25 protein-coding genes are annotated in these 26,127 nt (G+C 46.8%); 7 read left to right on the plus strand and 18 right to left on the minus strand.

Annotation, left to right across the window (positions count from 1 at the left end; all coding sequences use genetic code 11):
• Window positions 1-12 precede the first annotated feature (12 nt).
• From U0008_RS18340 to U0008_RS18380, 9 genes are all read right to left on the minus strand, one after another.
• A complete protein-coding gene (locus U0008_RS18340) occupies window positions 13-1,932 on the minus strand; it encodes a BglG family transcription antiterminator (RefSeq protein WP_043489270.1) in 1,920 nt (639 codons plus the stop codon).
• A gap of 371 nt (window positions 1,933-2,303) precedes the next feature.
• Window positions 2,304-3,044 carry a 2-dehydro-3-deoxy-phosphogluconate aldolase gene (gene dagF, locus U0008_RS18345; protein WP_043489268.1) on the minus strand — a complete coding sequence of 247 codons (741 nt, stop codon included), beginning with the start codon at window positions 3,042-3,044 and terminating at the stop codon, window positions 2,304-2,306.
• A 16-nt stretch (window positions 3,045-3,060) separates the two neighbouring features.
• A complete protein-coding gene (locus tag U0008_RS18350; protein ID WP_038502481.1) occupies window positions 3,061-4,173 on the minus strand; it encodes a DgaE family pyridoxal phosphate-dependent ammonia lyase in 1,113 nt (370 codons plus the stop codon).
• Window positions 4,163-5,296 carry an amidohydrolase/deacetylase family metallohydrolase gene (locus U0008_RS18355; protein WP_043489264.1) on the minus strand — a complete coding sequence of 378 codons (1,134 nt, stop codon included), beginning with the start codon at window positions 5,294-5,296 and terminating at the stop codon, window positions 4,163-4,165. The genes U0008_RS18350 and U0008_RS18355 overlap by 11 nt, the downstream gene beginning before the upstream one ends.
• A 76-nt stretch (window positions 5,297-5,372) precedes the next feature.
• Window positions 5,373-6,020 (minus strand): DUF4310 family protein, encoded by a 648-nt coding sequence (locus U0008_RS18360; RefSeq protein WP_025801114.1) that lies wholly within the window; start codon window positions 6,018-6,020, stop codon window positions 5,373-5,375.
• Between the two features lie 18 nt (window positions 6,021-6,038).
• Window positions 6,039-6,815: a DUF4311 domain-containing protein gene (locus U0008_RS18365; RefSeq protein ID WP_025801113.1), complete on the minus strand. Its 777-nt coding sequence runs from the start codon at window positions 6,813-6,815 to the stop codon at window positions 6,039-6,041.
• A 170-nt stretch (window positions 6,816-6,985) separates the two neighbouring features.
• Window positions 6,986-7,285: a DUF4312 family protein gene (locus tag U0008_RS18370; RefSeq protein ID WP_025801112.1), complete on the minus strand. Its 300-nt coding sequence runs from the start codon at window positions 7,283-7,285 to the stop codon at window positions 6,986-6,988.
• 3 nt (window positions 7,286-7,288) lie between these two features.
• Window positions 7,289-7,651: an SFCGS family glycine-rich protein gene (locus tag U0008_RS18375; protein WP_025801111.1), complete on the minus strand. Its 363-nt coding sequence runs from the start codon at window positions 7,649-7,651 to the stop codon at window positions 7,289-7,291.
• A 2-nt stretch (window positions 7,652-7,653) separates the two neighbouring features.
• Window positions 7,654-7,968 carry a transcriptional regulator gene (locus U0008_RS18380; RefSeq protein WP_372338162.1) on the minus strand — a complete coding sequence of 105 codons (315 nt, stop codon included), beginning with the start codon at window positions 7,966-7,968 and terminating at the stop codon, window positions 7,654-7,656.
• Window positions 7,969-8,430: 462 nt separating this feature from the next.
• Between U0008_RS18380 and rnk the strand changes: the two genes are divergently transcribed.
• Both rnk and U0008_RS18390 read left to right on the plus strand, forming a co-directional pair.
• A complete protein-coding gene (gene rnk / locus U0008_RS18385) occupies window positions 8,431-8,841 on the plus strand; it encodes a nucleoside diphosphate kinase regulator (RefSeq protein WP_043489262.1) in 411 nt (136 codons plus the stop codon).
• Window positions 8,842-8,998: 157 nt separating this feature from the next.
• Entirely contained in the window at window positions 8,999-10,090 is a 1,092-nt protein-coding gene (locus U0008_RS18390; RefSeq protein WP_043489261.1) for a transglutaminase-like domain-containing protein, read from the plus strand.
• Window positions 10,091-10,151: 61 nt separating this feature from the next.
• On the opposite strand, the gene U0008_RS18395 is transcribed toward U0008_RS18390, so the two are convergent.
• From U0008_RS18395 to pmbA, 3 genes are all read right to left on the minus strand, one after another.
• Window positions 10,152-10,652, minus strand: a complete 501-nt coding sequence (locus U0008_RS18395) for a cytochrome b/b6 domain-containing protein (RefSeq protein WP_226930203.1) — start codon at window positions 10,650-10,652, stop codon at window positions 10,152-10,154.
• A gap of 14 nt (window positions 10,653-10,666) precedes the next feature.
• Window positions 10,667-11,059, minus strand: a complete 393-nt coding sequence (cybC, locus tag U0008_RS18400; RefSeq protein WP_025801106.1) for a cytochrome b562 — start codon at window positions 11,057-11,059, stop codon at window positions 10,667-10,669.
• A gap of 236 nt (window positions 11,060-11,295) precedes the next feature.
• Window positions 11,296-12,636 (minus strand): metalloprotease PmbA, encoded by a 1,341-nt coding sequence (pmbA, locus tag U0008_RS18405; protein WP_025801105.1) that lies wholly within the window; start codon window positions 12,634-12,636, stop codon window positions 11,296-11,298.
• A gap of 188 nt (window positions 12,637-12,824) precedes the next feature.
• Here pmbA and yjgA point away from each other — a divergent pair, with 188 nt between their 5' ends.
• Complete coding sequence (gene yjgA / locus U0008_RS18410; RefSeq protein ID WP_025801104.1) at window positions 12,825-13,382, plus strand: ribosome biogenesis factor YjgA; 558 nt, start codon at window positions 12,825-12,827, stop codon at window positions 13,380-13,382.
• Between the two features lie 83 nt (window positions 13,383-13,465).
• On the opposite strand, the gene U0008_RS18415 is transcribed toward yjgA, so the two are convergent.
• From U0008_RS18415 to U0008_RS18430, 4 genes are all read right to left on the minus strand, one after another.
• Entirely contained in the window at window positions 13,466-13,744 is a 279-nt protein-coding gene (locus U0008_RS18415) for a barstar family protein (protein WP_043489253.1), read from the minus strand.
• A gap of 5 nt (window positions 13,745-13,749) precedes the next feature.
• Entirely contained in the window at window positions 13,750-14,208 is a 459-nt protein-coding gene (locus U0008_RS18420; protein WP_025801102.1) for a ribonuclease domain-containing protein, read from the minus strand.
• A gap of 256 nt (window positions 14,209-14,464) precedes the next feature.
• Entirely contained in the window at window positions 14,465-15,925 is a 1,461-nt protein-coding gene (locus U0008_RS18425) for an NAD-dependent succinate-semialdehyde dehydrogenase (protein ID WP_168126605.1), read from the minus strand.
• 213 nt (window positions 15,926-16,138) lie between these two features.
• Window positions 16,139-16,453, minus strand: a complete 315-nt coding sequence (locus U0008_RS18430; RefSeq protein WP_025801100.1) for an HdeA/HdeB family chaperone — start codon at window positions 16,451-16,453, stop codon at window positions 16,139-16,141.
• A 710-nt stretch (window positions 16,454-17,163) separates the two neighbouring features.
• Here U0008_RS18430 and hha point away from each other — a divergent pair.
• The 4 genes from hha to glsA all read left to right on the plus strand — a co-directional run bounded on the left by hha (window position 17,164) and on the right by glsA (window position 21,744).
• The gene (gene hha / locus U0008_RS18435; RefSeq protein WP_121626083.1) at window positions 17,164-17,373 is read left to right on the plus strand and encodes a hemolysin expression modulator Hha; all 210 of its coding nucleotides are present in this window, start codon (window positions 17,164-17,166) and stop codon (window positions 17,371-17,373) included.
• A gap of 227 nt (window positions 17,374-17,600) precedes the next feature.
• Window positions 17,601-19,001, plus strand: coding sequence for a glutamate decarboxylase (locus U0008_RS18440; RefSeq protein ID WP_025801098.1), 1,401 nt, complete (start codon window positions 17,601-17,603; stop codon window positions 18,999-19,001).
• Between the two features lie 152 nt (window positions 19,002-19,153).
• The gene (gene gadC / locus U0008_RS18445; protein WP_043489249.1) at window positions 19,154-20,701 is read left to right on the plus strand and encodes a glutamate/gamma-aminobutyrate antiporter; all 1,548 of its coding nucleotides are present in this window, start codon (window positions 19,154-19,156) and stop codon (window positions 20,699-20,701) included.
• 104 nt (window positions 20,702-20,805) lie between these two features.
• The gene (glsA, locus tag U0008_RS18450) at window positions 20,806-21,744 is read left to right on the plus strand and encodes a glutaminase A (RefSeq protein WP_043489247.1); all 939 of its coding nucleotides are present in this window, start codon (window positions 20,806-20,808) and stop codon (window positions 21,742-21,744) included.
• A gap of 129 nt (window positions 21,745-21,873) precedes the next feature.
• Here glsA and U0008_RS18455 read toward each other — a convergent pair whose 3' ends face one another.
• Together U0008_RS18455 and evgA are read right to left on the minus strand one after the other, a co-directional pair.
• Entirely contained in the window at window positions 21,874-25,284 is a 3,411-nt protein-coding gene (locus U0008_RS18455; protein ID WP_147440555.1) for a response regulator, read from the minus strand.
• Window positions 25,285-25,471: 187 nt separating this feature from the next.
• Window positions 25,472-26,086 carry an acid-sensing system DNA-binding response regulator EvgA gene (evgA, locus tag U0008_RS18460; RefSeq protein ID WP_025801094.1) on the minus strand — a complete coding sequence of 205 codons (615 nt, stop codon included), beginning with the start codon at window positions 26,084-26,086 and terminating at the stop codon, window positions 25,472-25,474.
• Window positions 26,087-26,127 lie beyond the last annotated feature (41 nt).

Consider the following 26,127-nt stretch of genomic DNA (forward strand, 5'->3'; position numbering starts at 1 on the left):
TACGGGCCCAAATTAACTACGGCTCAAACAATCCATCGCAATATCCCTAAACTGCTCAAAATCAGTACTCGCCAATAGTCGCCCTACGGCACGCTCTCGCATAAAGGTCACGAATAAATCGTAAATAGCCATCGCCTCTTCATAATCCTTCTTGCTAATGGCGAGCAGAAAAATCACGTGCGCCGTTTCATTCTCGCCCCAACGCACGCCTTGCGGAGCAAGCACGGTATAAATCACCGTTTTCTTGGCCAGTAATCCTAAGGAATGGGGTAGCGCAATGCCCTCGCCCAGCATAGTGGATACGATGCTTTCACGCTCAACCAGCGAAGGATGAAAATCTGCGTCGACGTACCCTTCCTGCTGGATTTGATGGCAAATGCGGGCAAATAAATCCGCCTGCGAAACTGGCTCGTTCAAAATGCAGAAATGGCCCGCATCGAAAAACTTTTCCAACATATAAGGCTTAGTTCGATCGACTAAGACCAGCTTAGCTAACTGCTCTAACTGAAAACTAGTTGGGAAAGGCGCTACGGTGACAACCGGTTTATTCTTCTCAGGCACCTTCGCCATGGAGATAACAAAGTCTTCTTCGATGTGATCGAGCTTTTCATACTCTCTTAGCGAATCAACCTGATTGACGATCAGCTGTGGAAACTCACGTTTCAGCTTAGTTTCCAGCAAGCGCAGCGTAGACATACCGGAATCACAGACCAGCAGCGCCTGCGGATGACGCTCGTAGCCAATGTCATAATGGCGCTCCAATCCCACGCCGATGTGCAAAACCAGATAGCCAATTTCATTATCGGTAATGGTGTAGGGCATATTTTTGCCCCAACTCGACACCGCGGCCAGCGTCACATCATACGCTAATGGATAATGCTGTTTGATATGCTCAAGCAGAGGGTTAGGGATATTTATCTGGTACTTAGCGCGAGTCATCATCGTCGCAATATGCGACAGTAAATCGCTGCTCAGTTGCTCATCGCCGCGTAAATCGTAGTTATAATGCTCGTTGATAAAACCAAGAATATGATTCACCAGCGCATGGTTTTCATCGCCGTCGATATTTTGCAGGCTGCTGGCATCCGTGATGCGGCGGGCAGCAATTTGCACGCTCAGATAGGCCACTTCGGTTTCAGGAATACCACAGCCAAATCGCTCTTCCAGATAACGAGCAACATCACGCGCGGCCTGAGTAAACACCGGTTCGACGTCGCTAACATCCAATGCATCTAACAGAAAACCGGTGCGAATGCGGTGCAAAATAATGCCGCAATAAATCAGTAGCTGCTGCTCAGCCTCATCCGTTAAACGGATGTGATACTGCTGCATGGTGAGGTGTAGTTGTTCGCGCAGTTGGGCAATATCGATTTCAGGTAATACTTTGCCTCGCAGCTCGCCAAACAGCGGGTCGCCCGCAGGATACTGAAACAGCAGGTTTGCCAAACAGGCGCGCACCGCATTCTCACGGCCAAACAGCTTCATACCATAGTGCGGCTTACTTTCTATCGTTAATCCGTACTTCCCCACCATGTCACGCACATCGGCCATATCACTTTGCAATGATGCTCGACTAACAAACCAGCTGTCCGCCACATCATCGAGTTTGATTGGCTCACCCTGCGCCAAAAAACGCAGCAATAGATGAGTGACACGATCTTTTGCCGAGCGCGGTACGCTTCGCGTCGCTCGGCTTTGCTGCTGTAGCAGCGAAAAACGGTCGGCATCATGCACATCTAACCGGTAGCCGCTGCCCCGTAAATGCACAAACTCGGCACCATATTGGCTCAGGATATCGTTCAACGCGGTGACGTCGGTTCGCACGGTTCGAGTTGAGACAGCAAAACGCCGCGCTAGCTCCTCTTGAGGCAACGTTTCCTCAAGAAGCGCATCAAACACCTGATTTAAACGAGGATAAGGAAATGAGATCATGCTAATACCGCTGCTAACTTACTGATGGACGCAACCCTGCGCAAAAAAATCATAGAGAAAACCAAATATGCAGAGGCAATTTATGGACCAACTTTACACTGATGTATCAAATCATACGGTGAATGGTTGCATTGGAATTATATCGTTCACTAGCAGATGCAGACAGGCAAGTAATGTGATCTAACGGGCAGAATTCGGAATTACTTCGCGGCGAGAAAAAAGAGAATGGCTGAAAACAACCTTAAAATTTACCTCACCCTATCCCTGCTCAAAAGAGGGAATCATTCATAGTCGTTCAATGGTGCGCGATCGGCTCTTCCTTCTACCAACAAGGGCGACTGGGAGAAGCTATCTCTCCCAGCCCAAAAAGACTAGCCCACCAGCTTCTTCACCATCCCCAGCAACCGCGCAACATCTTCCGGACGCGTATTCCCCGAGGCTTTATCAATGATCGAACTGTAGATATGCGGGATCACTTTCTCTACGCCAGCATCCAGCGCAATTTTCAGGATCGCTTCAAAGTTATCCAGATCGATCCCGCCCGTCGGCTCTAGCCAGAAGTTCTGTTTCGCACAGGCCTTAGCCACATACTCAAACTCTTCACGGCATTTCAACCCGCCCATTGGGAAGTATTTCACCGAGCTGCCGCCCATATCTTGTAATAACGCAATCGCGGACTCGACAGGCACAATAGCATCAGGCCCTTGACAACTCAGCGGGCCGGTCGAGATTTTCACCTGCCCAACCGTGCCGGTAGGCGACACTAAACCATTCACCACCGATGCATTCTGCCCAAGCATTCCACGGCTGGTGCCCACGCCGGTAAATACCTGATTCACATGCTGTGGCTGCACTTGCGCTGAAATCTGCGACACCATCAGCGATTGGTTAGGATCACCAGCGCCCAGCCCCACGGAAAGCGCATTATTAATCAGCGCTGAGTATTCCTTCATATCCGCAACGGCAGAAGAAACATCGGGATAATCTTTCGATAACACCCCAACCAGCACATAGCCTTCGGCCGCTTCATAAATTTCTCGGGCGTTCTCTTTGGAACCCGCCAACACGTTCAGGCAAACACGATTTTTATAAAATTTAGGTGTCAGTTGCATCAGTTAACTCCCTTAATTAGAACAATGCTTTAATACACTGGTAAACGGTATGCAGCTGCTCGGCGCTAACGCTACGCACATCCACTTCGATTTTTCCTTCGTTAGCCTTATAGCCACGGAAATAAATCGCGGGATCGCCGTTCTTCAAACGGTCAACGATCTCCTGCGTGCTGATCCCCAGCGCCGCATGATCGAACGCGATTTCAGTACGAGCGATATCGCGGCCGGCGCTGTCCCAAACGACTTTGGCCTGTACGCCGTTAAGTGAGTTCAGGTTCTCGATAAACGCCGTCATTTTTTCGACCATCTGCTGGCCGCTCTCTTTTTCAAGCGTCATATAGCTGGCGATGGCCTGAGTGAGGCCAAGAATGCCCTCTTTGCCCACTTTCATCGCACGCCCAATCCCATTGGACTGCAGCTTCACCCACTCAACATACTGCTGCTTACCAATCACCAAACCACTGGTTGGGCCTTCAATCGCTTTAGCGCCGCTATAAATCACCAGATCGGCCCCCATGTGGTAATAGCACTGCAAGTCCTCTTCCGCCGCCGCATCAACAATAAGCGGCAATTGGTGAGCTTTCGCGACTTCAGCTGCCTGTGCCACATTCAGCATGCTTTTCTGCACACAGTGATGAGATTTGATATACAGAATAGCGGCCGTATTTGGCGTAATCGCCGCAGCCAGCTGTGCTGGAGAGCATTCATTGGCATATCCCGCCTCGCGCAGCGTACCACCGCCCAATTGCACCATGGTGCCCACCGGCGCACCAAAGTTCACGTTATGGCCTTTTGGCACCACGATCTCGCTGGGTACATCATGCGGATGCGCATGCAGGTTTTCCAAACGGTACAGATTATCTTTAACGATTACCGCAGCCACCGACTGAGCGATCCCCGCAGAAGCGCAAGACACCACCACCGCATCTTCCACGCCAAGCAAATCAGCAATATAGCGGCCGGTTTTATTCACCAAATCTTTGACTTCAAAATAGTGATTCAGGCCAAAATTGACGGCTTCGACCACGTCTTCGCGCGGCGTCGACACGCCCAAAATGGTCATACGGCCTGAAGTATTGATCACCGTTTTCAGGTTATATTTCTGGTAGATAGACTGATTAGAAGACATTTCTGGATTCTCCATCCTGAGTAAGCATTGGCTGCCCTGCCACAACGGCGGCCAGCGGCAGGATTAGGGTTTGCCCGCTCCTGCTTTGTTGTTCTGAGTCTGCAAAAACCTGCGCCTGTTCAACCACATCAAAAATCGTAAAGTCAGCGTCGCAGCCCACGGCTAAGCGGCCTTTATTTGGCAAACGCAGCGCCTGTGCGGCATTTTTGGTGACGCAGTTAATGATGTGTGGCAACGAGAGTCCCACCAGCAGGAATTTAGACATAACGTAGGCCAGGCTATAAACTGGCCCCTTAATACGATTTTTACAGTAGATATCAGAGCTAATGGTGTGCGGGTAAATCCCCTGCGCGATAGCCACTTCAGCCACATCAAAACTAAAGCTGGCGCTACCGTGCCCAACATCGAGTAAAACACCGCGATCCAACGCGCGCTTCACCGCGCTGCGTAACTCCCCTTCAGGGGTCAAAATGCGGTTCGGTTTGCCGTTATAGCAGTGGGTAATGATGTCACCCTGAGTGAGTAAATCGGCAATATCATCGAGGTTGGGTGGATTGTTACCAATGTGCACCATCAGCGGTAAACCGCCGTTATTGGCCTGAATTTCTTTGGCTCGAACCAGTGGTTGGATCCCATTTTGCTGCACTACGCTGCTGCTCATTCGCGCCTTAATACCGACCACAAAGCCTTGATGCGCCCGAATTGCCTTATGCGCCAGCGCATCATCAATATCATTCATATCTCCCAGCTCATTTTGGCGCAGCAGGCCAATGCGGGAGATATTGAGAAAGGCAAACACGTTGGTTTTAGCACTACGGGTTAGGCGATAAAACTCATCGATGTCATCAGCGCCGGTGCTTCCCGCATCAACAACGGAGGTCACGCCGCTGGAAACACCCACCAGATCGGGTTCGTCGTTATAAATGGGAGAGGAGGGATAACAATGGGTATGGGAATCAATCCAGCCTGCACTGAGGAAATATCGGCCTTGCAGATCGAGTGTTCTCGCTGCCGTCGCGTTATGTTCCAGTGAGCCTAGCGCCGCGATTTTTCCCTCTTTGACAGCAATATCCATCACGCTGCCGTCAGCACATTTTCCCTGTTTAATGATTAAATCGTACATCGCACACCTTCTTACTTCTTAGTTCAGGTGAAGAGTGTCCCGCGCCATGGCGCGGGCATTGAGGAGATTTAAATAGTTAAATCGCGACTGGGAAAATTGAGCCAAAAATCATGGCACCCAGAATTGCACCACCGGTGATCGGTTTCTGCCAGAGATAGAACAGCAGAGCGCCAATCAGTGAGCCGATACCGATAGGAATGGACGCGGTAATCGCAGACAGAATAATCAACGGCCCCAAAAAGCGACCGGAAGCATTCCCCGCGCCCATCATGACGTCAGCACCGTAGGTGGAGTTGCTCTGATTGATGGTAAATTTTCGTGCCAAAATAATCAGGTAGCCAATCGCTAAACCAATGGCCAAGCCAGTTGCCAGCGAAGCACCAAAGTTCTCTACCGGATAAGCAAAGCCGGCCCCGAGTAGCAATGCAGGAACCCCCAAACCAACGCCGGTTTGGATAGCGCCGCCGATATCCAGAATCCCCACCAGAGAACCTTCGATAATACGGGCAAACAGGAAGCTCGCCCCGAATGCCGCGACCGCACCGTAAGAACCCGTATCGATACCCGCTCGCAGCATAGAAACAAACGCCACTTCGTTAAATGCGCCGATGCCATACAGGTAGTACATATGTGTCCCGGCGAACACACCGGCAGAGAGCAAGCCAACAAAGATCGGGAATGACCAGTCGGCGTACCAGAAGTTATTCTTTAATTTCTCGTCCATTATCTGTACTCCGCCTGATTATTTGCCGCTAAGGGTGTTGTGGATTTGGTCTAACCAGAACGGCACACCAAGATGGAAGGACTCCAGCATTTTCATGTCGAAGCCACGGAAGAACCCGCTCAGCACGAACAGCAGCACGATAACCGCCATCATGATCTTAGTGACCTTGTTCCAACCGCTCTCTTCCACGCCTTTACCAATCAGGATGCCCAATACCAAACCTGGTACGGCGTTCCCCATGATAAGCTGCGCCAAACCACCGAAAATCGTGGCCCAGAAGCCAGAGCGACGTCCTGCATCAATGGCGGCTAACCAGAAAATTACTGGCATCACGGTATTCACCAGCAGATTCGCCGCAGGCACCAACACTTTAACGGCGGTAATTTGCAGCGCGGCAGGTACCGCTGAAGCCGTTGAGTTCAGGAAGGCAACCACAATCACACCGATGATGCCGCAGGCAATCGCCATCTTTTTAGGGTCATGCATGGTGGTGGCTAAGTCGCGGTTTTTCATCAGCAATACGGCAGCACCCCAGTTAGGGATGATGCGGTGATCGACGTCCTGCGTGAATGCACCGGCGGCAACGGAAGATGCCCAGGCGTTAAAGAAGAAGCCCAAGCCAAAAGAGAAATGCGAAGCCGGATCGCCCTCGCAGGAGTTCAACTCACCTAACGTACGGAACGCCCCCATACCCTGAACCGTGGGTGCATGAAACATTCGCGCAGCCCCTGCGCCAACCCCCACGCCAACCAATCCGCCGATAATAATCGACTTCAGGAGGATAATTAGAAACATCAGCATATTCCTTATAATGTTATATACCCTTCACCTTTCAAACTGCCGCTTTTGGCATGTATGCTGAAAAGGATGGAGTACAGGAGAACATTAAATAATTAATATTCTCCTATTGTGATAATACACTGGAGTGGTTATACCCCTATTATATTTGGCACGGGGCCAAGTATTTAGGGCATTAATTTAAAATCAATTTTATCGGTATCGACCGTCGTCATATTCACCGTAACGTCGATGGTTACAGAATAGAGGTATTTCTTTCTTGGCAAGAAAAAGAAAAGAAACTTTTCGGTCGTTATTTTCTCTTCTGCCTTTATAACTTTAATATCGACTGGTTCAATTCTCAGGAATACTTTTTTGGACTCCCGCAGTAATGCACCCTGAACGCTACTTAAAGCGGCGGCAAAAGCTTTTTGCTTAGTATCACTTTTACCACTGACGGTTACCGTCGTCGTGATATTTTCTTTCATAGATTAGCAACCGTACTTTTTGGCATACGCTTCAACTAATTTCTGACCTAGCTCTTCTTTATCCATAAAGCCAAAACCTAGCACGTTGTAGCCTTCATTAATTGCGGTTACACCTTCTTCAACTGAACGCATACCGTATTTTGCTTTATAGCCATGCTTAGTTTGAGCCGTAATTGCACCAGCGCCGCCGCTGCCGCAGAAAGAGATCCCCAGGTTCGCTTCTTCTTTCTTCATCACGTCGCCCAGCTTCATATCAGCCGCAACCCCTGGGATGACAACCGCAACACCGCCAGCAGCTTCGACACCCTGTCCAACTTTCTGACCTTTACCCAGACGATCACCAATTACCACCTTAATTGCAGTCATGATTATTCTCCCGTTACACAACTTAATTCGTTTTCTTTAGCCACTTCAAAGTGGACAGATAATAAATGCGCTTCTTCATAGGCCAGATTATTAAACCAGCTAACAACCTGCTCTGCTAAATTTAGCGATAAAGGTGAAATTTCATCGAAGAGAGAAATATCAACTTCAGGTAATGCTTCACCCGTATGAGAACGTAACACCATGGCTTTGACGTGCGAAAATAACATCTGCTTTTGCACATCATTAGGATAAATGCCTTTATCCGTAAGCAGGTCGACAACTTTTTCAAGCGTCGTATTCGTTTCTGATTCTACTATTTTCTCATCCACTGAGAGTTGTTGTTCTGCCACGCCTTCTCTCCCCTATTATTCATTTCAACCGGAGCATTATCTCTGTTGATGTTTGTACCCTACAGCGGATAAATAAAAGTGAGCAGAGGGTCTTTTTCCAATTCAAACTGGAAATTAATGCCAAAAACCATTTCCAGTTCAAATTTCGTTTAAAGTTCGACAGTGGAAAATATTTTATTCCCTGATTTATCAGGAAAAAACAGTTGAGAGGTTATAAACCCGGATAGATTTTGATACTATCAAAGAGTCGGATATAGACTGTCCGATTCGTGATACAGCTCACTTTTAAAAATCTGGCAAGCTATCTATTATCACGTTATAGAAATCTGAATAACTCTGAACCCTTGCGCTTACGGGCGCGAGGGTTTTCTTTTGACACAAGACAACAAGAACAGGAGAGCCTCCTGTCTACCTTACATGGAGAGAACTATGTCACGACCAGCCATTATTCTGAACGAACTCGATGCTGCCCGCTTAGACACGCTGCTCGAGCAGCCCGCTTTCGCCAGCCTGCCGGTCGCTGAAGCATTAAACAATGAGCTTGATCGCGCTGAAATGCTCAGCCCTGCAAACATGCCAGCTGACGTGGTGACCATGAACAGCCGGGTTAAATTCCGCGACCTCCCTTCCAAAGAAGAACACGTGCGCACGCTGGTTTATCCTGCCAGCCTGAAAGACAGCGCAACTCAGCTGTCGGTCATGGCACCTATCGGCGCAGCATTACTCGGCTTACGCGTGGGCGATGCTATTACATGGGAACTGCCGAACGGCCAGAAAACCCATATCGAAGTCTTGGAATTACAGTATCAGCCAGAAGCGGCCGGTGAATATCATCGTTAATCATCACCATCCGTAATCATATTTAACGGGTAAAATATCTCTCTCACCTCGCTGGGTTAGCGGTTGGCTTCAGGCAAACAGAAACGGCGGATGAAAATAGGGAAGCCACATCGAACTCGCTGGCTTCCTTTTCCTACAACATCAACTTGGGAAATTCATGAACAGACGTCGTTTTCTCCGCCTCAGCGCTGCCGTTCCTTTCATTGCCTCGGCCCTTATGGGCGTTAGCCACGCTAACGCAGCAAATGAAACCAAAGACTGGAACCATTATCGCGTCACAACACAGGTTGATATTCCAGCAACCAACGAAGCGGTGCAGCTGTGGCTGCCATTGCCCGCTACCCGCTTAGGCGACTATCAACGCGCTCAAACGCCACACTGGAAGGTGTCAGACGATGGCAAGGCCAAGCTGATGCTGATAAAGCCGTACAACAGCCTAGTACTGCATGTCACTTGGCCTACCACAGCCAACCAGCATAGCGTGACCATGACGCAAAGCGTGAGCACGCGTAACCGCCACATCGACCTTAAAACGCCACCGGCCAATCCCGTTAAGCTCACAGCAGAAGAAATGGCGCTCTATTTGCAGCCAACGCGCTATTTACCAACCGATGGCATCGTGGCTAAAACAGCCAATAAAATCATTCAAGGACGCGGCGACAACAACATCGATCGCGCCAAAATGATCTATGACTGGGTGGTGGCCAATACCCAACGAGATCCCAAAACGCTGGGCTGCGGCGACGGCAACGTTAAGCAAATGCTCGACAGCGGCAACCTGTCTGGCAAATGTGCCGACATCAATGCGCTGTTTGTGGCGCTAGCACGCTCGGTTGGGATTCCAGCTCGCGATGCCTACGGCGTGCGTTTGGGCAAGTCAGACATGGGCTTTAACAGCCTAGGCAAAGATGGCGACATCACCAAAGCTCAGCACTGCCGCGCCGAGTTTTATATGGAAGGTTATGGTTGGATCCCGGTCGATCCGGCGGATGTGCGTAAAGTGATGCTGGAAGAGCAAGCCGGTGGACTACCGTTTAGCGATCCAAAGGTACAAAAAGCCAACGACTGGATGTTTGGCGGTTGGGAGATGAACTGGATGGCCTATAACCATGCCCATGACCTCAAACTGCCAGGCACTCAAGATCAGGCGGCCTACCTGATGTATCCACAGGCGCAGGTCGGGGATAAAAAACTGGATAGTTTGAAACCAGACACATTTAAATACTCGATTAACAGCGTGAAACTTTAATCGTCGCGCAACGCCAATCCTCTCCTCACGCGAAGAGAGGGTTGGACGTTTACCAAATCAATCACCGCTTACCCGGCAACATGGCGCGCACCAAGTCCTTACGCAGCCAAATCGACATCACAATCACCGCCACAATATGCACGCAAACCAGCGCTGTGACCGCGTTCACTAACCAATAATGCCAATCATCAACCGGATAGAGATCGATGAAATCCGTATCTTGTGCCCAGCCGGTGAGGGCAACTAGCGGCAACAAGATCCAGAACAGCCAAATCCCAATAGCACCTAGCGGATTATGGTGTAGCTCGGATGGGGAAGTTCGCGTTTTCAACTCGCGAAAATGGTTCTTCAGAGATGAAGGCGTTGGAACAATCGCAGACAAACGCGCGGGGCCTTTAGCGAACGTCAGCCCCCACAGCAAGCGCAGGATCACCAGACCTGCCACGACAAGCCCAATTCCCTGATGCCAATCGCTGCCCGGCTTGGTGACATGCAGGCGGTTAAGCAAAAAGCCTAACGCGACGCCCCAATGCGTGACGCGCACTACACTGTCCCAACGCATCCCCCGCACCATAATTACTTATACTTCTTATGGTAAGCGTTTCGCGTATCTTTAAATTTCTCAGCGGCGGCTTTAGCCTGCTCAAACTGGCCAGCATCGGCAAGCTTCTCAGCATCGTTGATTTGACCGATGAGAATATCTAACCCATGGCGAAAATCAGTCATTTTCGCGCCATCAGCAGGCTCTTTTTCCAGCTTAGGCGGAGTGCCTTTTTGTGCCTCTTGAGCCCCTGCCTTCATGCCTTCCAGCGCTTTCTTAAACTCTTGCGGATTATCTGTCTTTAACGCGGTTTTATAGTTGCTGGCGATGGTATCCATGGCATCACCCACATCTTCTCCAGCTGCATAGGCTAAAGAACTCCCCATCAACATTGCCGCACTTGCCAATACCAGTAATGTTTTACGCATCTTATTTTATCCTTACGTATTGATAACATTTGCTCACGTTTATCAACATAGAGAGTAGGGGCGGGATGTGCAAGATATGAAAGAGGAATTTACGTTTATTGACGGGGTATCAACATCTCTGCGGATGACTGACCCCCTCCCAACCTCCCCCTTCGCAGGGGGAGGAGCCGATCGTGATTCTTACAGACTACACAGAACAGTCCCCTCCCCTGCAAAGGGGAGGGTTAGGGTGGGGTCTATTCCCCCGCGATCTTCATCGCTTCCAGCAGCGCCGAACCACACTGGATATTACTGCGCAGTTCGATGTCATCACCCATAGTGACCAGATTCGACCACATATCTTTCAGGTTACCGGCAATCGTCACTTCGCTAACTGGATACTGGATTTCACCATTCTCAACCCAGAAACCCGCCGCTCCGCGAGAATAATCACCGGTTACGCCGCTCACGCCTTGACCCATAAGCTCTGTCACTAAGAAGCCGGTGCCCATTTTCTTCAGCATATCCTCAAAGCCCAAACCTTGGCCCGCGATACGCCAGTTATGAATACCACCCGCGTGTCCGGTGCTTTGCATACCCAGCTTACGCGCTGAATAGCTGGTCATCAGCCAAGTCTGTAACACACCATTTTCGACAATGTTGCGTTCCACGGTGCGCACACCTTCGCTGTCAAACGGCGTTGAGGCCATTCCTTTCAGCAGATGCGGCTGTTCATTGATGGTCAGCCATTCAGGCAAAATCTGCTTACCAAGGCTATCGAGTAAGAAAGTTGATTTGCGATAAACGCTGCTGCCGCTAATCGCGCCCACGAGATGACCAAATAGCCCCGTAGCCACTTCCGCTGCAAACATGATCGGCGCTTCCATAGTCGGCAGGCGACGCGGCGCTAAACGTGAAAGCGTACGGCGAGCGCACTCCTCTCCAACCCATTCCGGCGTTTTCAGCTCGTTGATATCACGCGCAATGGTGTATGCATAATCGCGTTCCATATCACCTTCATGCTCGGCAATTACGCAACTAGAAAGCGAATGACGGCTGGAGCTATAGCTTTGCAGCATACCGTGGCTGTTACCAAAAACTTTGATGCCATAGTGGCTGTTAAAGCTGCCGCCTTCGGTATTCGTAATACGCGGGTCAAACTGCAAAGAAGCTTGCTCAGCACGTGCTGCTAATTCAATACCGCGCTCCGCATCCAGCTCTGCTGGGTGGAACAGATCAAGATCCGGCGCATCAAACGCCAGCAGCTCTTTATCTGCTGGGCCAGCAAACGGATCGGGAGAGGTGTAACGTGCAATATCCAGCGCGGCCTGCACGGTGCGCGCAATCGCATCAGGGCTCAGGTCGGTCGACGACGCGCTACCTTTACGCTGCTGGTGATAAACGGTGATGCCTAAAGCACCATCGCTGTTAAATTCAACATTTTCAACTTCGCCAAAACGGGTGCTAATACTGATACCGGTGGTTTTGGTGACGGCCACTTCGGCGGCATCGGCGCCGACTTTAGCCAGTTCCAACGCCTGTGCAACCGCGTTTTCCAGCGTCTTGCGTTGTTCTGCAACCTGAGTGATTACTTTCATCAATCTGCCATAATTATCAGAAATGGATTAAACCACCGGCGCAATCATCGCCGTAGGCCGTTATGATAGGCACCTTAACGTGCCTGTTTCTAAAGCTTAGCTAGTTCTGAGTTTATCAGGAACTGAGATCAATTTCGCACAATCGCTACAACCTGATAGGATTAGCGTCTTTTTTTAAGGAATCAGATATGCAGAAGCATCCAGACGAAGACTGGTTAGACGAAGTACCCGAAAACGACATTGATAAAGACGAAGACGACGAGATCATCTGGGTCAGCAAAAGCGAGATCAAACGCGATGCGGAAGCCTTGAAAGATCTTGGCGCAGAGCTGGTTGATCTCGGCAAAAACGCGCTGGATAAAATTCCGTTGGACGTCGATCTGCGTGCTGCCATTGAACTGGCGCAGCGCATTAAAAAAGAAGGCCGCCGCCGCCAGCTACAGCTGATTGGTAAAATGCTGCGTCAACGCGACCCAGAGCCAATCCAAACTGCGCTAGATAAACTCAACAACCGCCACAACCAGCAGGTCGCTCTGTTCCATAAACTGGAACAAATTCGTGACCGTTTGATTGATGAAGGCGATGACGTGATTGCGGTTGTCTTGGATCTCTATCCACAAGCCGATCGTCAGCAGCTACGTTCGCTGATCCGCAATGCGAAGAAAGAGAAAGCGACTAATAAGCCGCCTAAGTCAGCCCGCCAGATTTTCCAATATCTGCGCGAACTGTCTGAAGAAAGCGAGTAATGGCGCCCCTGCCAGTGCATCTTTCAGCTCAGCGGATTACCGCTTGAAGGGTGCACTGTTGCAGACGTCGTTATACGTGCGCCCTAAAGGGCTTTTTCTGCCGTATTAAAACGTAACGCCCCTTCCAGCTCCTCTTCGGCTTCTTCAAAAAGCAGAACCAGCGCGGCAAAGCGACGTTTTTTATGGCCGTTAAAATTCACGAACTCAATTTCTACCGGTAATTTGATGCCCGCCGTCACCACATCCCAGAGCGCATCAAGGTTGTTGCCAAACTCACTATCAAGAGAAAATGCTTGGCTAAACTGATGGTAAAATGCCGGAAGATCGGCAATATGATTAAAATCGAACTTAACTTTATTCATGCTGATCACTCCATTTTAGTAAAGTTGCGATAGTGATCTCGCGTTACGTAAATCAGCCCATCATTAGAGTAGATCAACCGATCGGCCTGCCGACGCCCACAACGGTAATTAATATCAGCTTCTCGCCACACCCGCTTAGCTTTTTGGGGTAGGCGTTTTTCACGATTCGAAAAACGATCGCCGCCAATCGCTTTGCCAGGGAGCACACTACATAAATTCCCCGCGCTAGGCTCCCACCCTTCCGCTCTGGCCTGTTTTTTCGTGATGTAAAAACTAGGCAATCGTTGATGTTCGCGTAAGTAGCTGATAACACGATCCTGTTTGGTGAGCTGCTCAATATCTTCTGACGTCGAGGCTGATTGCCCTTCATTACTGCTACTGCTGCTGGCAGCCTGACTATTAAGAAATGCCACCCCGCTCAATGCCAGAATAATCAGTAATCCTGTCCACAAACGCTTTGCCATACATCCTCACCCAACCATTACATAAAAGATCTAACTAAAAATAATTGCGAAAAATGAAGCACAGATGAAACCCACATTTTTATTTTAGGCCGCTTGATCCACGTGATTACGCAGAACTGAAAAATCAGCCTCGTACTTATCATAATCGCAGAATAGGGAAACACCAGTAGGTATGGACTGAACAAATAGGAAAATAGCGTAGAGTTTGTCTTATAAGGGCGAAATACGTAAACACACGCAGTTCGCCCGTTAGGATTTAGAGGTTACCGAGGTGCAACGTTTTCACTTCCATAAACTCTTCCAGACCCAGCGTGGAGCCTTCACGGCCCAGTCCAGACTCTTTCACCCCGCCAAATGGCGCGAGCTCCGTTGAGACCGAGCATTCATTAATGCCGATCATCCCGCTTTCCAATAATTCGGATACGCGGAACACGCGCGAAAGATTCTGAGTATAGAAATAGGCCGCTAAACCAAACGGCGTATCGTTGGCACGTTTGATCACTTCATCTTCAGTTTTGAAACGATAGCAGGCAGCAACAGGGCCGAAGGTCTCTTCCGATGCCATCAGCATGTCTTCGTTAGCTTCAGCAATCAGCGTTGGTTGGAAGAAATTGCCGCCCAGCGCATGGCGCTGACCACCTACAATCACTTTCCCGCCGTTTTCTAGGGCATCTTTGACGTGTTGTTCCACTTTATCCACGCCCTTCTCGCTGACCAGCGGGCCAACATTCACGCCATCATCCATGCCGTTGCCCACTCTCAGCTGACGTATTTCATCCGCCAAACGACTAATAAACGTATCGTAAATGCTGTCGTGCAGATAAATACGGTTGATGCATACGCACACTTGTCCCGCATTGCGGAATTTATTTGCCATCACGCCTTTAATTGCGGTATCTAAATCAGCGTCTTCAAAAACGATGAAAGGCGCATTGCCTCCCAACTCCATTGACACCTTTTTCATGGTTTCAGCGGCATTACGCACCAAGGTTTTACCTACGCCCGTTGAGCCGGTAAACGAAATTTTACGCACGTCTTTGCTGGCCATAATCACGTCGCTGATAGCCAGCGTATCCCCCGAAACTGCGTTCAACACGCCATCTGGAACACCGGCTTTCTGCGCCAGCGCCAGCAACGCAAAGGCACACAGCGGAGTTTCATTGGCGGGCTTAATCAAACCGGTACAGCCCGCAGCAAGCGCAGGGCCTAATTTGCGGGTTAACATCGCTAACGGGAAGTTCCACGGCGTAATCGCCGCCACTACCCCAACAGGTTCACGCGTCGCCCATATGCGCGAACCCGGTTTCACCGGTGGGATTATCTCACCGTTGGCACGCTTGGCTTCTTCAGCGAACCACTGAATAAAACTAGCGGCATAATCCACCTCACCCAACGCTTCTTTAAGCGGCTTACCCTGCTCTGCCACCATCAGTTCGGCCAAAAATGGCTTATTTTCAACGATCAGATGATACCAATTCTGTAGGATTTCAGAGCGTTGCTTGGCCGTCGTTTTACGCCATGCAGGTAATGCTTCGCTGGCTGCACGAATTGCGGCCTGAGTCTCTTTTTGTCCTGCATTGGCGACTTTAGCTACCACTTCACCTGTTGCAGGGTTAGTGACTTCATAGGTATTCGAGGCGTCCTGCCATTGACCAGCAACAAAGAAGCCGGTTTTAAAGAATTCATTTTTCTTAAGTTTTTCGTGTAATGGGTTCACTTCTGCCTCCAGAATCGCCGCGATGCTCACAAATGAGGTTCACTGTGAGTGGTAAAAAAAATGCACACCGAAGAGTATAGAGGAAGATTTTTGAGGTGGAGATAAGAAGTCGATGAATTTTAACCGGTGCTAGCGACATTCCTTATTTTAGTCAAGGAACGTTATTATTCGCCAAGCGTAAGAAATCTTAGCGCTTGGCATTAGATTTAAATCTTAGTGCGCAACTAAATCCTGCAATTTATTTTTAAACTCATAGACTTTTTTGTCTTGGTTTTTCTTACAGAATTCAACCATAGGCGGCACAGCAATAACGGCTGATTCACGCAAAGAAACAGAGTCACCGCCTTTATAGTCGGTGACATCATCAAGCATAAAGAAGGCAATCGGAGCCATAGCTTTAGGATTAAGGTCGAGAAATTCTTTGCAGCTCATATTCTTAGGTGTCATATCTACATTAGCAGCAAAAGTTGAGCTCAGGGGAATAAACAATGCAGCAGAGAGCGTGGCAATAAGAATTGATTTCTTCATAAAAACCTCAGTGAGTTAATGATGAGTTATTGATGAAAGAACAATACATTTTAAAATTATAAATTCAAATCAATAAAACAGTCTGTTTACATAAAGTTTATAAACCATTAATTAGATGTGGCATAAATAGATAAAAAAATATAATTTACAACTAATACTTTATGAGTTATCTGACGAGTGTAATCCACAACCTACGCCTTTCTAGCGCCCGCCCTATAGACGATATCACCTCAGACACCTATCATATTCACTGTAACGCCAAGACACTATAAAAAAACCTGATTTAAGTTAATGTATTTTCATTAACCTCTAATAAAAATAAATTCATCGTGACCAGTTGCCAAAACATGCGTATCACTACATTAGAACTGTACGCTAACGTATATGATAAACCTGTTAAATAACGCAAAGGTATTTTGTGAAGATTATATATATTTTTATTATCGGTATTATGTGCATACCCGCCCTACATTCAGACCATGAACATGGCATGCAAAAATCATCAATTACCTATTTAATTCATAAGGTTAACATAAAGGATACCACAAAGAGCATTATGAATAGCCCATTGTTAAATAATAGAAAATGCTTCACACTGACGTTGATATGTTCAACAAAACATATACACTAAAGATATTTCAACTCACGAAATAATTGCCTCTATACAAATCACCGCATAATTAAAGAAATGAAGTTTGAGCGCCATTAACATGAAGAAAACAAAACAAGATTGGCTATTACAGCTTCGCCGCTGTACATGCAAGGACACACTAGAAAAAGTTATTGAAGCTAATAATTATAAACTCAGAAAAAACGACCTTATCATTTTCTACTCTGCGGCCGATCATCGACTCGCTGAAATAACAATGAATAAACTCTACGACAAAATCCCTGCCTGTGTCTGGTCATTTGTAAGATAGCGGCTACCTGTATACATAAAACTTAAAGCAAAGGCAGCATCCTACACTTGTAGGAAAATGACTTCATTTCTCCCACCTCATCTAACATCGTTAAAAATATTACTCTCGAGGTTAAAACAAGAACACCTTCGTTGATAAAACTGAGAGCAATAATAATGTTTAATCATGTAACTAGAGTGAATCTAGCATCTAGCTTAAATATGACGTCAATCTTTTAGAGGTGATACATGAATAATAAACAAACGCTGAAATGCAATGATGGACTAGACGATGTTTACGCTTCCATTGAGTTAGCATCCTCATTACCAAAAACAAAATTCCCAGCTCAAGAACATGACCCTCGTAATATTTTTAACGCAGTGCGTGATGAATTAATGTTAGACGGCAACTCTCGTCAAAATTTGGCAACCTTTTGCCAAACCTGGGTTGATGAAGAGATTCGTGATCTGATGGATTTATCAATTGATAAAAACATGATTGATAAAGATGAATATCCACAGACTGCCGAAATTGAAACTCGCTGTGTTCACATGCTAGCCGATCTTTGGAACTCTCCAACACCTGAAACGACGCTAGGCTGCTCTACTATTGGCTCATCAGAAGCCGCCATGCTGGGTGGATTAGCGCTTAAGTGGCAGTGGCGCAAAAAGCGTGCGGCCTTAGGCCTATCGACTGATAAACCGAACCTAATCTGCGGCCCAGTACAGATTTGCTGGCATAAATTTGCCCGTTATTTTGATGTTGAACTGCGTGAAATCCCGCTGCAAGGCGACCGCCTCATTATGAGCCCAGAAGAAGTCCTGAAGCGCGTCGACGAAAATACGATCGGCGTAGTCCCCACGCTCGGCGTTACTTTCACGTGCCAATATGAACCGGTAAAACAGGTTCACGATGCCCTCGACCAGTTGCAGAAAGAAACGGGTCTAGATATCCCAATGCACATTGATGGCGCAAGTGGCGGTTTCTTAGCCCCATTCTGCGCACCCGATCTTGAATGGGATTTCCGCCTACCTCGCGTAAAATCCATTAATGCTTCCGGCCACAAATTCGGCCTTGCTCCGCTCGGGACTGGCTGGGTGATTTGGCGTGAAGCGGCTGACCTACCACAAGAACTTATTTTCAACGTTAATTATCTTGGCGGCGACATGCCAACCTTCGCGCTGAATTTCTCGCGCCCAGGCGGCCAAATTATTGCGCAGTATTACAACTTCTTGCGTTTAGGCCGCGAAGGCTATGCCAAAATTCACAATGCCTGTTATTCAACGGCCCAATACTTAGCCCAAGAAATTGAAAAACTGGGCCCATTCGAAATGATCTTTGATGGTGATTGCGAAAAAGGCATCCCTGCACTTGCTTGGAAGCTGAAAGACAACGCCTCAACAAATGGCTATACCTTGTACGATTTGGCTGACAGACTACGCAGCCGTGGTTGGCAGGTGCCAGCCTATTCCATGCCGGCTGAGCGTGAAGACCTCGTGGTTCAACGCATCCTCGTCCGACATGGCGTTAGCCGCGACCTCGGTAGCTTATTGATTGATGATATGAAACGGGCGCTTGATTATTTCGAAAAACACCCAGTGAGCCATGCTCTATCAGCAAAAGAAGCCGGTGGATTTAACCACGGTTAAATTTTATTAGTTTTTCCTATGATTATTTAATCAATAACTTTATTAGATTTATATAATCTAGGCCTCCCTATATTTAATAGACAACAGCTGCCCTTTCATAACTATATTCCGTAAGGAATAGAGAGGGTAATTGTTGTTTCAAGGAAATAACAATGGCGAATATAAAAGCCTCACCGGTGACAAACCAATTATCGTTATTAGGCTTCTTTGCTATAACGGCATCAATGGTTATGGCTGTATATGAATATCCCACTTTTGCAACTTCAGGATTTAGCTTAGTCTTCTTTCTGCTGCTCGGTGGTATTTTATGGTTTATTCCTGTAGGCCTGTGTGCCGCAGAAATGGCCACAGTTGAAGGCTGGGAAGAAGGCGGCGTTTTTACTTGGGTATCTAAGACTCTCGGCGAGCGATGGGGGTTTGCCGCAATCTCATTTGGGTATCTGCAAATTGCAGTAGGCTTTATCCCGATGCTATATTTTATTTTAGGTGCTTTATCTTTCATCCTAAAATGGCCAGCGCTCAATGAAGATCCGATAACAAAAACCATTGCTGGATTAATTATCCTCTGGGCATTAGCGATTACTCAGTTCAGCGGCACAAAATACACCGCTCGCATTGCAAAAATCGGTTTCTTTGCGGGTATTTTACTACCTGCACTCATTCTGGTTGTTTTGGCCATTAGCTATTTAGCAAGTGGTGCACCGTTACAGATTGAAATGAGCACAACGACCTTCTTCCCTGATTTCACACAAATCGGAACCTTGGTTGTATTTGTTGCCTTCATTCTGAGCTACATGGGCGTTGAAGCGTCAGCAACGCACGTCAACGAAATGAAAAACCCAGGTCGTGATTACCCTATTGCGATGATACTGCTGATGATTGCCGCTATTTGCTTAAGCTCAATCGGCGGACTTTCTGTTGCTTCCGTTATCCCACATAATGACATTAACCTATCTAGCGGTGTCGTCCAGACATTCAACGTGCTAATTTCCCATTACGGCCCCGGCTTCGAATGGGCGACTCGTATCATTGCTGCACTGCTGATGCTGGGTGTTTTAGCCGAAGTCGCGTCTTGGATCGTTGGGCCTTCACGCGGTATGTTTGTCACCGCACAAAAGGGCATACTTCCTAAAAGCTTTGCGAAAGTGAACAAGAACGGCGTACCTGTTGCATTAGTTATTTCTCAATTGGCTATTACGACCATTGCGTTAACTATTCTGACGAACACCGGTGGCGGCAGCAATATGTCGTTCCTAATCGCATTGTCATTAACAGTGGTTATATATCTCTGTAGCTATTTCATGTTGTTCTTGGGTTATATTCAATTAATCCGTAAACAGCCTGAGAAAAAGCGTGCTTTCCATATCCCTGGCGGCAAGAATTTCAAAATTCTGATTGCTGTTGTTGGGCTAGTAATTTCAATCCTTGCCTTCGTTGTTTCATTCTTCCCGCCAAGTTCATTACCAGGCGGTGAGGCAAATGATGTTTACGTTGAACTGTTGGTTGTTAGTTTCCTGATTGTATTGTCCATACCTTTCATCGTTTATGCATTGCATAGCAAGAAAGGGAAAACAACCAATGCGACCCTAGTACCTATCAAGTCTCACAACGCGCCAGAGGGGCATTTCTTCATGCATCCACGCGCACGTTCAACACATCATTTTGTTGTTGGCAGCGAAAAGAAAATTGATAGTAAATAGTTAGCATTTCTCCTCAGAAACAAAAGCCCCCTGAAACGCCTAATTATTCATTAGGCGTTTCTTACTCTTTAGAGACTAAAATATTTCACAGTAGGGTTAACTTTATGACCATGATTCTAAATAATGTACAAGATGCATTAGTGAACGCCTATTCCCAATTCTCACTGCTCGAGGGCGGGGAAAACGCAAACTATATTCCTTATTTAGCAAGCATCCCAAATAACGTCTCATCTATGGCTATTGTCACCGTTGATGGCGATATTCTGTCTCAGGGAGATTCTGACTTCCGCTTTGCTTTAGAATCTATTTCCAAAGTATGTTCGCTTGCCTTAGCACTCGAAGACGTAGGACCAGCAGAGGTGCAAAACAAAATTGGAGCCGATCCGACGGGGCTACCCTTTAATTCAGTGATTGCGTTGGAATTGCATAACGGAAAACCCTTATCGCCATTGGTTAACGCGGGTGCTATGTCTACCGTTAGCCTCCTTAAAGCAAACAGCAGCGAACATCGATGGGAGCGTATTCTCGATATTCAGCAACAGCTAGCCGGCGCGCCGATTTCATTGTGCGAAGAACTTAATCACTCAGAGCAAACCACTAACTTTCATAATAGAGCCATTGCATGGCTGCTTTATTCTGCCGATGCCATGTATTGTGATCCCATGGAGGCCTGTGATGTATATACCCGTCAGTGCTCAACACTAGTTAATACCGTTGAGCTTGCGACGATGGCGGCCACCTTTGCCGCTGGCGGTATAAATCCAATGACACAGAAAAAAGTATTAACCGCAGCGAATATTCCTTTCCTGCTCGCTGAAATGACCATGGAAGGAATGTATGGAAGCTCTGGCGATTGGGCTTATACCGTTGGCTTGCCTGCAAAAAGCGGCGTCGGTGGAGGGATTTTAACGGTAGTTCCGGGTGTGATGGGAATTGCGGCATTCTCTCCACCGCTGGATGCCATGGGTAACAGCGTGCGAGGCCAAAAAATGACAGCTGCCTTCACTCAGCAATTGGGTTATAACCTGTATAAAAATCGCTAAAATCCAACGCCGCTGTTTCGCTCGCTCAATAGATAAATCGGCTGAAACAGATGAAAGAACTTAATGGCTCCATCTTCTCTCTAAATTTTGACGATTTCGATGGAGCCATTTATTTTACATAAACATTATTCATGTCGGTGAAAAGCTATTAATCGCCTCTCTTAAACGATTTAGCTCAACCTCAAGCAGTTTCATTCCATGTTCAATGGCTGAATCATCAGTCTGAACCACTAAATAGTTCTCTAACTTTTCGGCTAGTTCCTGTAATTTCGCCGCACCAAGAATTTGGGCAGTGCCATTAATACGATGCATATGCATTTTGAATGCAGTCCAATCACCGGCCATTTTAGCCTCCTGCGCAGCAAGATAATCTTTATTATTTTCTTGCTGAGACTGTTCCAACATCTGCTGCATTAATTTTGGATCATTTAATGCCAGCGATCGTAGCGTCGCAATATCAATAATTTCGTCTAGCTGGTAAGTCATATTTATCGTTCCCACAGAGGCCAATGCAGAAGCCAATTGTTGTAAATTAATCGGTTTGAAAAGGCATGCGTTCATACCAATTGCTAGGCATCGATCTTTTTCCTGCGTTTGGGCATTTGCGGTTAAGCCCCAAATAACGATATCACTATTAAAACTTCGAATATGACGGGTCAAAGTCACCCCATCCATATTCGGCATATTGACATCCGTTATTACCAAGTCATAGCTATTTTCATTTATCAGTATCAGCGCGTCATTTCCATCACTCGCCTCATCGACTTTATATCCCAGCGTATCTAATTGACGACGCAGCAGCAGACGGTTAACCGGATGATCGTCAACGATCAATATTTTTAGTTTCTTGGCAGGATATACTGCGGGCTGCAGCTCAACCGAGCTAATCATCGCTTCATGAGATACCGCCGTGACCAGATCGATCGTCATCGTTGTCCCTTGTCCAACCTGACTCACCAGCCCCAGTTTTCCATTCATACGCGTCACTAATTCTCGGCAAATCAAAAGCCCTAACCCAGAGCCTGTCTGCCGTTTACCCGTTTCAGTTTGACTGTAGGGTTTAAAGAGCCGTTCCTGATCTTCTTGGCTAATGCCCGCCCCGGTGTCTGTCACTCGTAAAATCAGCTGGGTTTGGCCAGAACGCGTGGCGATGGACTCTGCACTGACCTCAACACCACCGTGTTCTGTGAATTTTATAGCATTGCTTAGCAGATTGGAGAGCAATTGCTTGGTTGCCTGAGGATCTAGACGTAAATATTCCCCTTTGACCAGTCGATTAACAAAGGTGAGTTTGAGCTGTTTCTGCTTGGCAAGACCTTCAAATCCTCTCATCACCGTCGTAATCAGCACATCGAGATTGACCCAATCTGGAGATAATTCAAAGCTCCCAGATTCGATTTTATTCATATCTAAAATGTCGCCGATCAATCCCAGCAATGACTGAGCCGTGGCGTAAGCCAGCGAAATAGACTCTTTATCTTCTTCAGGGCTTTGGTTATGTAGCGCCAGTAATTCAAGGAATCCCATTACCGCACTGACTGGCGTGCGAATCTCATGGCTCATGCTGGCTAAGAAGGTACTTTTCGCCTCATTAGCCTGGATCGCTTTGTCTTTTTCAGTTTGCAATGCACTGAGCAACTGTCGGGATTCCGTCACATCTTGCCACCCACAGATTAGCGTTGGCATAACGTTGTCAGACGGCATAACACAAAGCGTAATCCAATGAATAATATGGCGATCCTCTCGACCATTGTTCAGCATAATGCTGTGCTCAATAACCTTATCCGGGATCAGACCATGTTGAATGTCTCGGTTGAGAACCGAAAAAATATCAGACAGTGGGTTACGACTATCAAACAAAGATGTAGAGGTCACATTTTTCTGGTCAGTTGAAAAAAACGACATAAAAGCACTGTTATAGCTTTGAACTTCACCATCAAGAGAAATGGTATAAACCGGTATGGGGATCGAATTAGATAATGTTTTTCTAAAGCTGAGTTGATTCTCTAAATCCGCCTGAGATTGTTTTCTCATACGAACTTCCCGTGATAGGTATCCACCCCATAACAAGAAACTCAAAATAATAAAAATAGACAGTGTAATGACAATATAAAATTGCTTGTTATATAGATGCCAAGTGTCAATTTTTATATCTGGTAGCTTAACCCATTTTGAGGAAATAAATAATATCGATTTTGGCGGGATATTATCTAACGCTTTATTCAATATCTGCTTTAACTCTTGATCCCCACGCGGGATAGCAAAACTGACTAAAGCCGGCGCTTCATCCGCCATGATCTCATATTTGAGTTGATTTGGATAATAGTGGTCTATCATGTAACGAGCGGTTAGCTGCGTTGATATGACAGCATCAACTTTTCCCTCAGCCAAAAGATTGAGTCCAATGCTGGTATTTTCGACCTGCACAATCTTGATCCCTGGATATTTGGTAGGCAATTTTTCCGTAAGTATATGCATAGTAGTCACTGCTACTTTCATACCCGGCAACAGCTCAGCTTTGCTAGAAGAAGCTCTCACTACGATAGCAAAAGGCGTCGTAATAATGGGATGAGTAAATGAAATTAACTCCTCACGGCTAGGACTATATGTTGCCGTAGGGAGTATATTCCAATCACCGTTTAGCATTTTATCAACCATTTCGGTATTGGAATTAGCCGTCACCGTTTCAAACTCTAAGCCCGTCTGCAAATGAATAAGATTGAGGATATCGCCTGTCACACCTCTGATTTCATTATTCTCATCCAAGAGTGTAAACGGCGCATAATACGGATTAATTAATACTTTAAGTTTGGGATGTTTCTCTAACCAACGCTGTTCCTGAGGGGTTAGTGATAAAGGTTTCGTCAAAAGCGCAGGATTACCGCTCTCTAGCCACGGCTGAGAGATATGATTAGTAATAGGATTTGTCAATCCTACTAAAAAACTATTAATAATAGGGATTAGAGGCGATTGCGTATCTAGAGCGATAAACTGATTATGTATCGGTGATGTACGCCAGAATTTTATAATACTTAATGACTGATGGAAATCACGCATTATAGTCGTGCCACTGGCAAGATTATTACCAATGAAATAGTTGCTTTTTCCGTTATATAACGAGGCGAGCGCTTGATACGCAGTCTCATAGTGAAGAATTTTAGCATTCGGAAATGAAGCTTTTACAAACTGTTCGCTAGGATAACCCTCTGCAATAGCAATGGTTACCGGACTATCCGTATGTAGCGGTTGCATAACATTTTTTTGCGTGGTGACTAAGGCTGGATAGGCGCTTACCATTGGCAAAGATGCAATAAATGGTGCCACGGCATTAAAATTTGTTCTAAGCGAAGTCAGCACTAGATCAGCTTTACCTGTTTTGACTGCATTCAAAGCAAACTCTTCGCTTTCATAGCGGTCAATTTTAACGTTGATACCCAACGCTCTCTGCAACAAAGACAGATATTCAGCATTCATCCCACGGAAACGACCAGAGGAACTATCCAACATCAGCGGTGGCGACTCAGGGGAATAGACAGCCACAACTAAGGTTTTTTTCTTCGCCAGCTACAACTGCTCAGCAGTGCTCAATTTGAGATTAGGGAGCATGGGCCCGCTATTACTGAAAATCTCAAGCCTTATGGGTTCTTTACCAGCAATTGCACCCTGAGCAACGAATAGCGTTCCAATGAAAAACAGAGTAAATCTGAGCAAGCGTTGCAGCATAAAATCAGCCAATTTTATTTCTATTTGATAAATTAAATAATTCCATCAGTGACTTACACTCCAGTTTTTCCATTAGACGACTTTTGTAGGTACTTACTGTTTTGCTGCTAATATTCATCTCAGTAGCAATATGCATGTTATCCACGCCATTTAAAATATAGCGCATAACTTTGATTTCTTGTGTTGATAAGGAATCCAGCTTTTCTTGCTCTGACGTTAACTTACCAACAAAGCTATCCAATGAAAAAGGAAAATAACTATAGCCATTACGCGCAGCCTTTACCGCCGCCACAATATTAGACATGCCCTTTTTCTTGCTCACAAACGCGTTTGCCCCAGCATCAGCGCTACGCTTGCCATAGAAGCGATCGTTTTTAGCAGAAACCACCACGATAATGCAGCTATTTTGCTGTCGTCTTAGCTTCTCGACAACTTCGATTCCGCTCAGAACAGGGATATCAATATCGACCACGACAATATCCGGCTGCATTTCTTTAATGACCTGCAGAGCTTCCGCGCCATCTCCTGATTCAGCAATCACGTTGATGTCATCATTTTCCAGCAAATTTCTGATTGCCACTCTCGCCAGAGGATGATCGTCTATAATTATAGCGCTCAACTTGTTATTTTCACTCAACATTGCTACCTCAAAAATAAGCC

The organism is Hafnia alvei, from assembly GCF_034424155.1.
GTDB lineage: Bacteria > Pseudomonadota > Gammaproteobacteria > Enterobacterales > Enterobacteriaceae > Hafnia > Hafnia alvei.